Raw genomic sequence first — 6,940 nt, 5'->3', positions numbered from 1 at the left:
GGCATCCACCGCCGTCATGCCGCCACCAATCACCACCACGCGGCGGCCCACGGGCAGGGTGGAGAGGTCGGTGCTCTGGCGCAGCTCGGCAATGAAATCCACGGCATTGCGCAGGCCGGTGACTGTGGGCTCAGCCACGCCCAGCGCGTTCACACCCTGCAGGCCCAAGCCCAGGAACACAGCGTCGTACCCGCCCAGCAGGCTGTCGAGCGTGATGTCACGGCCCAGTTGCTGGCCGGTGTGCACCTCGATGCCACCGATGGACAACAGCCACTCCACTTCCTTCTGCACAAAGTTGTGGGTGGTCTTGTAGCTGGCGAGGCCATATTCATTGAGGCCACCGAGCTTGGGGCGCGCCTCGAACAGCACCACGTCATGCCCGCGCACGGCCAGGCCATGCGCACAGGCCAGGCCCGCAGGCCCTGCGCCCACCACGGCGACGCGCTTGCCAGTGGCGGCTGCGCGCTGGAACAGCGGTGCACCGGGCTGGGCAAAGAAGGCATCGGTGGCGTAGCGCTGCAGTGAGCCGATCTCCACCGGCTTGTCTTCGTTGGTGTTGCGCACGCAGGCCTGCTCGCACAGCACCTCGGTGGGGCACACCCGAGCGCACATGCCGCCCAGCGGGTTCGCCTCCAGGATGGCGCGGGCCGCGCCCCGGTTGTTGTCCTGCGCAATGCGGTGGATGAACGAGGGAATGTCGATGCCCGTGGGGCAGGCGGTGGCGCAGGGCGCATCGTGGCAGTAGTAGCAGCGCTCGGCCTCGATCAGCGCCTGCGGGCGGGTAAGCGGCGGGTGCGCGTCACTGAAATTGGCAGCGTAGTCGGCCAGATTCAGGCGTGCGGCATGAATGCCGCAGGCACGGCTTGCGGGTGTGTCCATCAGGTTTCCTCCGAGAGGGTGAGGGTGGGGATCTGGGCGCCCATCGGGCGTGCATGCGCACGCCGCGCAGCGTTGGAGCGCCAGCCAGTGGCGCCAACCAATGCGGCACCAGCGTGAATGCTGGTGCCCGCAAACTTCGGAGGTTTCATCGTGGTCCTCGCTGTGGGGGGCAGGTGCCCGCTGCGTTGTTGCAGCAGTGCCCTGCGTTGTGGATCAATTTACCAACCCGTAAAAATTTACCAATTGGTAAAATCCCTACAGCAAACCGCGTGCCAGCCTCCAGCCAGCCAACGGCCAGTTTTCAGGCCCCAGCTTGTTCCACAATGGTGCAATGACTGCAGCCCGCCCGTCCCCTGCCAACCCGCCTCCCCGCCCCCGCAAGGCGGTCCGTCCACCCGCCAATGACGAGACCGCGCCCCGCGCCCCCACGGCTTCGCGCTTGCTCAAGGAGCAGGGCATCCTCACCGAGGCAGAGAACCAGTTTGCGCAATTCGGCTTTGAGGGGGCATCGCTGGAGAGCATTGCCGCCGCCATCGGCATCAGCCGCCACAACCTGCTGTACTACTTCCCGAGCAAGGAGGCGCTGTACCAGCGGGTGCTGGACGATGTGCTCACCCAGTGGCTGGCGGGCATGGAAGACCTGTCGCACAGCGACGATCCCCAGCAGGCGCTGCGGCGCTACATCCGCGCCAAGCTGCACTACTCGCGCACGCGCCCCCAGGGCGCCAAGGTGTTCACCAAAGAGGTGATTGCGGGCGCACCACGGTATGGCACGGCCATCACCGAACGCGTGGCACCGCTGCTCAAGACCGAGGTGCGCACCTTCGAGCGCTGGGCGCGCGAGGGCCGCATTGCCAAGGTCAACTTCACACACCTGATGTTCATCATCTGGTCGGTCACCCAGGCGTATGCTGAGCAGGAAGCCCAGTTCGCCCTGTTGCTGGGCAAGCCTGCGCTCACCGAGCGTGACTACGAAAAGGCCGAGGAGCTGATCGTGCGCATGGTGCTGAGCGCGCTGGCGACCGATGCAGTGGTGTAAGCGAGAACGGTACACCAGATGCTATATAAACAATAGCAACCAGCATAATCAATATATGCGCTTGGGGCCAATTCCTTCACTTTTCGGCGTCAAGCACCCAATGTTTTCAGCCTCCGGTACAGCGACCGCTCGCTGATGCCCAGCCGCCGCGCCAGCGCCACACGGCTGCCCTGGTGGGCAGCCACGGCATGGCGCAGGGCCTCGTCGTCAAGCGCGGGGCGGCGGCGTGGCAACCCCGCCAAAGCAGCCAAGCCAGGCGCCCCCCCCTGCGCCACCCCGCCCGCGAGCGGTGGCAGGCCACAGGCAAGCGCTTGCTGCACATGCTCCGCGTCGATGGTGTCGCCATCGCACAGCAAGGCGGTGCGCTCCAGCAGGTTGCGCAGCTCACGCACATTGCCTGGGTAGGGCTGTGCATCCAGCAAGGCCAGCGCAGCACCGGACAAGTGCAGCATGCGGGGTGGCGGTGACACGCGCTCCAGCAACGCGCGTGCCAGCAGGGCTGTGTCGCCCTGACGTTCGCGCAGCGGAGGCAGGTGGATGGGGAAGGTGCTCAACCGGTAGTACAGGTCTTCACGAAAGCGCCCTTCGGCCACCATGTGCTGCAGGTTGCGGTGTGTGGCAGACACCACGCGCAGGTCGGCGTGCCGCTGCTCGGTGCTGCCAACGCGGCGGTAGGTGCCGGTCTCCAGCAGGCGCAGCAGCTTGACCTGCAGCGGCAGGGGGATGTCCCCCACCTCGTCCAGAAACAGCGTGCCGCCGTCTGCGGCCTCCATCAGCCCCGGCCGGGCCTGGGTCGCACCGGTGAACGCCCCTTTTTCGTGCCCAAACAGCTCGGACTCGAACAGCGCTTCGGGCATGCTGGAGCAATCCACCGGCACCAACGCACGCCGCGCCCGCACGCTCCCCTGGTGCACGGCATGGGCCACCAGCTCCTTGCCCGTACCCGACTCACCCAGCAGCAACACCGCAGCGCGCGACGGCGCCACCCGCGCCACCAGGCCCAGCATCTTCTGGAACGCGGGCGAACGCCCGATGAGCCCTTGCGCCGCAGACACCGGCTGCGCCGCGACGGGCAGGGGCAGCATTTTTTCCACAAAGAAGCCGGGGGCGCCCTCCACCCCTGCCACCGGGGTCAGTTCGATCTGTACATATTCCTCACCCTGGGGCGTGTAGTGCACATGCAGCACCCTTTCGCGTTGCCCCGAGGCGCGCGCCTGCGCCATGGGGCAGGACTCGCCCGCCTGATCGCAGGGCACGCTGGCATGGTGGGACACGGCGTGGCAAGTGAGGCCCACCACGCAGCCTGCAACGCCGAACTGGCGGCGATAGGCGCCATTGGCTGCCAGGATGTGGTGGCGGTCGTCCAGCAAGATGTGCGGCTCGGTCAGCCCTTCCAGAAAAGACACCAGTTCGGAAGGCGGAGCGGGAAGACGGGACATGGCAAAACCTCGGTACATGCAAGTGCACCGACGGTGCACCCGTTTCGCCAGCGGACATTTGATCTATGCCATGTGGGCTGCAATGGATGGCAGTTGGCAGTCGGTTTGGCAGCCCCGATGGCAGTGAGTCTGGCACCCACCGGCCTGACAGCACAACGGTCCCGACCGTTCCACCCATGCAACCCATTGAATGCAAAGGCTTTTCATGCACGGCGCCCAGCGTGTCGTGCAGCTGGTGGGTGATGGCACGCCGTTTGCGGTAAGCGATTGCCGCCCGGCAACGTTGCGGACGGCAGCCCTCCCCCAGTCGGAAAAGCATTTTTCCTGCGATGGCGGGCCCCATTCCACCTCTCTGAAAGCGCCCCATGCCCCTCACTCCTGCCACCCCCAATGGTCGCCTGCAAGGCCCTGACGGCGACCGCGATGCAGAGCGCAGGCAGCTGGTGCTGCTGACGGCCGCCGCTGGCTGCGTGGCAGCTGCGGGGGTTGCCGTGCCCCTGGTGTCCAGCTTTGCCCCCAGCGAACGCGCGCGGGCCATGGGCGCCAGTGTGGAGGTGGACATCAGCGACCTGCCGCCCGGCGGCGTGAAGACGGTGGAATGGCGCGGCAAGCCCGTGTGGGTCATGCGGCGTACGCCCGAGATGCTGGCCGCCCTGCCGCAGCAAGACGCAGCACTGGCCGACCCCGCCTCGCGCAAGGACCAGCAACCCGAGTACGCCCGCAACCCGCAACGCTCCATCCGCCCGGAAGTGTTTGTCACGGTGGGGATCTGCACCCACCTGGGCTGCTCGCCCACGGCCGTGGCTGCTGGCACTGCCAACCCCAGCGTGGGTGACCAATGGCAAGGTGGTTTCTTCTGCCCTTGCCACGGCTCCACCTTCGACCTGGCGGGCCGCGTCTTCAAGAACAAGCCTGCGCCCACCAATCTGGAGGTGCCGCCACATCGCTATGTGTCCGACACCCAATTGCGCATCGGGGATGACGCAGCCTGAGCAGTGGCCAGCAGCCATGGGAAGAAGGCCGGTGACGCTGCCCTCAGCGGGTTACATGGACTGGTGTCACACCTGCTTTTGTTGCCACAGCACGTCCAGCACATGCTGGGTAGCGCGCTCCACAGCGCCCGCGCGGTGCGCAATGCCCAGGGGCCGCCACAGTCGGGGCTGCACAGGCAGCATGCGGATGCGCGGATCCAGCGGCGTGGCGGTTGATGCCTCGTGGGGCAGCAGCGTGGCCCCATACCCGGCCGCCACCAGGCTCTTGATGGCATCGTTGTAGTTGAGCTGGATGCGCGCCTTGGGGTGTTCGCCCGCCAGGGCCAGCCAATCGCTTGTCAGGCGCGACAGACTGGTGCCGTTGTCGTTCAGGATCAGCGGTTGACCGGACAGCCATTGCGGCGTGACCCGCCGGGGTGCTGTCCAGGCGGACGGCACGAACGCCATCACCGGGTCGCGCCGCCACGGCAGTACCGTCACCCCGCGCACCGAGGCCATCGGCAAGGCGACCAACCCCACATCCAGCGTACCCAGGGCCAGCCGCGACATCGTCTCTTGCGATGTAAGCACCACCACCTGCACATCAATGCCGGGGTGGTGCTGGCCCAGCACCTCTAGCGCCTGGGGCAGCAGGTGCGCAATGGCGCCGGTGGAGGCGCCCAACCGCACACGCCCCTCCAGCCCCTGCACCTGGCGCAGCACCAGGTCCATCGCCTCATCGGCATCGGCCAGCAGGCGCCGGGCCCGCTCCACCAGCACCTCCCCCGCGCCGGACGGCCGCACCTCGCCCCGCTTGCGCACCAGCAACGGCGCACCAATCAGCGCCTCCAGGTCCGCAATGTGCAGGCTGACCGTGGGCGGTGCCAGGTGCAGCGTGCGGGCAGCTTCCGCAAAGGACCCGAGGTCAGCGATGGTGACCAGGGTGCGCAGCCGGTCGAGATTGAGTTCGCGCATGACGTTCAGCAGAACTGATCTTGATGTTTGTGAAATTCAACTTTTCAAATTTTAGATCGGGGCTGAAGATTCCACATCCCACCCCCACCCCTGCCAGGAGTCCGCACCATGACCACCCGACCTCTCGTCTTCATTGATGGAGACCAAGGCACTACCGGCCTGCAAATCCACCAGCGCCTGCACGGCCGCACAGACCTGCGGTTGCTGACACTGCCCGAGGCCGACCGCAAGAACCCCACGCGCCGCGCCGAGGCCATCAACAGCTGCGACATCGCCATCCTGTGCCTGCCCGACGCCGCTGCGCGTGAAGCCGTCGCCGCCATCCACAACCCCGCCGTGCGCGTGATTGACGCCAGCTCGGCCCACCGCACGGCCCCGCAATGGGTCTATGGTTTTCCGGAGATGGATGCGGCGCAGGCCGCACGCATCGCCAAGGCGCAACGCGTCAGCAACCCCGGCTGCTACCCCACCGGCGCCGTGGCCCTGCTGCGGCCCCTGGTGCAGGCCGGCCTGCTGCCTGCCGACCACCCGCTCAACATCCACGCGGTGTCGGGATATTCCGGCGGTGGGCGTGCCCGGGTGCAAGCCCACGAAGGCCCCAAGGCAGCCCATGCGCCCGCCCTCCAGGTCTACGGGCTGCAGCTGGAGCACAAACACACGCCCGAGATCGCGCAACACGCCGGGCTGTCGCAGCGCCCGTTTTTCCTGCCCTCGTACGGCGCATTCCGCCAGGGCATCGTGCTGACCATCGGGCTGCATCTGCGGCAGCTCGCGCCGGGTACGCAAGGCGAACACCTGCACGCCTGCCTGCAGCAGCACTACGCCGACGCCGCCTTCGTCGAGGTGATGCCCATCGCCACCACCGAAGCAACCGAGCATCTGGACCCGCAAGCCCTGAACGGCACCAACCGGCTGCAGCTGGGTGTGTTCAGCAACGCCCGTCACGGTCAGATGTTGCTGACCGCCGTGTTTGACAATCTGGGCAAGGGGGCCTCGGGGGCAGCGGTGCAGAACCTGGATCTGATGCTGGATGGCACCACCTGAAAGCCGCGGAGACAAGAAACTTCCCCCACATGTTCTGGGGGGTGTCTTGAAATGGCCACAAATGCCCGTATCATTAGCACTCACCGCAGACGAGTGCTAACACTGTGCTCTCTGCTGGCAGTTTGGTGGCCCCGGATGGCCGGGGCTGATTGAGTCCCTCAGCTTTTTTTACTGAAAACAGGAGCATTGCAATGAACCTTCGCCCTCTGCACGATCGCGTGATCGTCAAGCGTATTGAAAGCGAAACCACGACCGCTTCCGGCATCGTGATCCCTGACAACGCCGCCGAAAAGCCCGATCAAGGTGAAGTGTTGGCCGTCGGCCCCGGCAAGCGCAACGACAAGGGCGAAGTGCTCGCCCTGAACGTGAAGGTCGGTGACCGCGTTCTGTTCGGCAAATACTCGGGCCAGACCGTCAAGGTCAACGGCGACGAGCTGCTGGTCATGAAGGAAGACGATCTGTTCGCAGTTGTCGAGAAGTAATTGCTACTGCGCGGCCCACATGCGTCGTTGGGCGGTGCTCGGAATCCTCACGTACAGCAAGTACGTTGCGGTTCCTGCGCTCCGTCCGCCTAGCTTGTGAACCGCTCGCTA

Annotated in this window: 8 protein-coding genes; 4 read left to right on the top strand and 4 right to left on the bottom strand. The window is 66.1% G+C overall.

What is annotated here, in order from left to right:
* Positions 1-879, bottom strand: an 879-nt coding sequence (locus ISS20_RS10325) for an FAD-dependent oxidoreductase (RefSeq protein WP_291436276.1), incomplete at its 3' end; no start/stop codon positions are given.
* The gene (locus ISS20_RS10320) at positions 879-1,028 is read right to left on the bottom strand and encodes a hypothetical protein (protein ID WP_291436275.1); all 150 of its coding nucleotides are present in this window, start codon (positions 1,026-1,028) and stop codon (positions 879-881) included. The genes ISS20_RS10325 and ISS20_RS10320, both read right to left, overlap by 1 nt.
* Positions 1,029-1,210: 182 nt before the next feature.
* Between ISS20_RS10320 and ISS20_RS10315 the strand changes: the two genes are divergently transcribed.
* Positions 1,211-1,918 carry a TetR/AcrR family transcriptional regulator gene (locus ISS20_RS10315; RefSeq protein ID WP_291436273.1) on the top strand — a complete coding sequence of 236 codons (708 nt, stop codon included), beginning with the start codon at positions 1,211-1,213 and terminating at the stop codon, positions 1,916-1,918.
* An 89-nt stretch (positions 1,919-2,007) separates the two neighbouring features.
* On the opposite strand, the gene ISS20_RS10310 is transcribed toward ISS20_RS10315, so the two are convergent.
* Complete coding sequence (locus tag ISS20_RS10310; RefSeq protein ID WP_291436271.1) at positions 2,008-3,357, bottom strand: sigma-54-dependent Fis family transcriptional regulator; 1,350 nt, start codon at positions 3,355-3,357, stop codon at positions 2,008-2,010.
* A 365-nt stretch (positions 3,358-3,722) separates the two neighbouring features.
* Between ISS20_RS10310 and petA the strand changes: the two genes are divergently transcribed.
* Positions 3,723-4,349 carry a ubiquinol-cytochrome c reductase iron-sulfur subunit gene (gene petA / locus ISS20_RS10305; RefSeq protein ID WP_291436269.1) on the top strand — a complete coding sequence of 209 codons (627 nt, stop codon included), beginning with the start codon at positions 3,723-3,725 and terminating at the stop codon, positions 4,347-4,349.
* Positions 4,350-4,415: 66 nt separating this feature from the next.
* Here petA and ISS20_RS10300 read toward each other — a convergent pair whose 3' ends face one another.
* Positions 4,416-5,303, bottom strand: coding sequence for a LysR family transcriptional regulator (locus tag ISS20_RS10300; RefSeq protein ID WP_291436268.1), 888 nt, complete (start codon positions 5,301-5,303; stop codon positions 4,416-4,418).
* 108 nt (positions 5,304-5,411) lie between these two features.
* On the opposite strand from ISS20_RS10300, the gene argC reads away from it, so the two are divergent.
* Positions 5,412-6,347 carry an N-acetyl-gamma-glutamyl-phosphate reductase gene (gene argC, locus ISS20_RS10295; protein ID WP_291436266.1) on the top strand — a complete coding sequence of 312 codons (936 nt, stop codon included), beginning with the start codon at positions 5,412-5,414 and terminating at the stop codon, positions 6,345-6,347.
* A 191-nt stretch (positions 6,348-6,538) separates the two neighbouring features.
* Positions 6,539-6,829, top strand: coding sequence for a co-chaperone GroES (locus ISS20_RS10290; protein WP_108615608.1), 291 nt, complete (start codon positions 6,539-6,541; stop codon positions 6,827-6,829).
* Positions 6,830-6,940: the final 111 nt, after the last annotated feature.

This window comes from Acidovorax sp. (genome assembly GCF_016783915.1).
In the GTDB taxonomy this organism is placed as follows: Bacteria; Pseudomonadota; Gammaproteobacteria; order Burkholderiales; family Burkholderiaceae_C; genus Acidovorax.
Note: the sequence above shows the minus strand (reverse complement) of the source record. Positions and strands in the feature narration are given on the sequence as shown.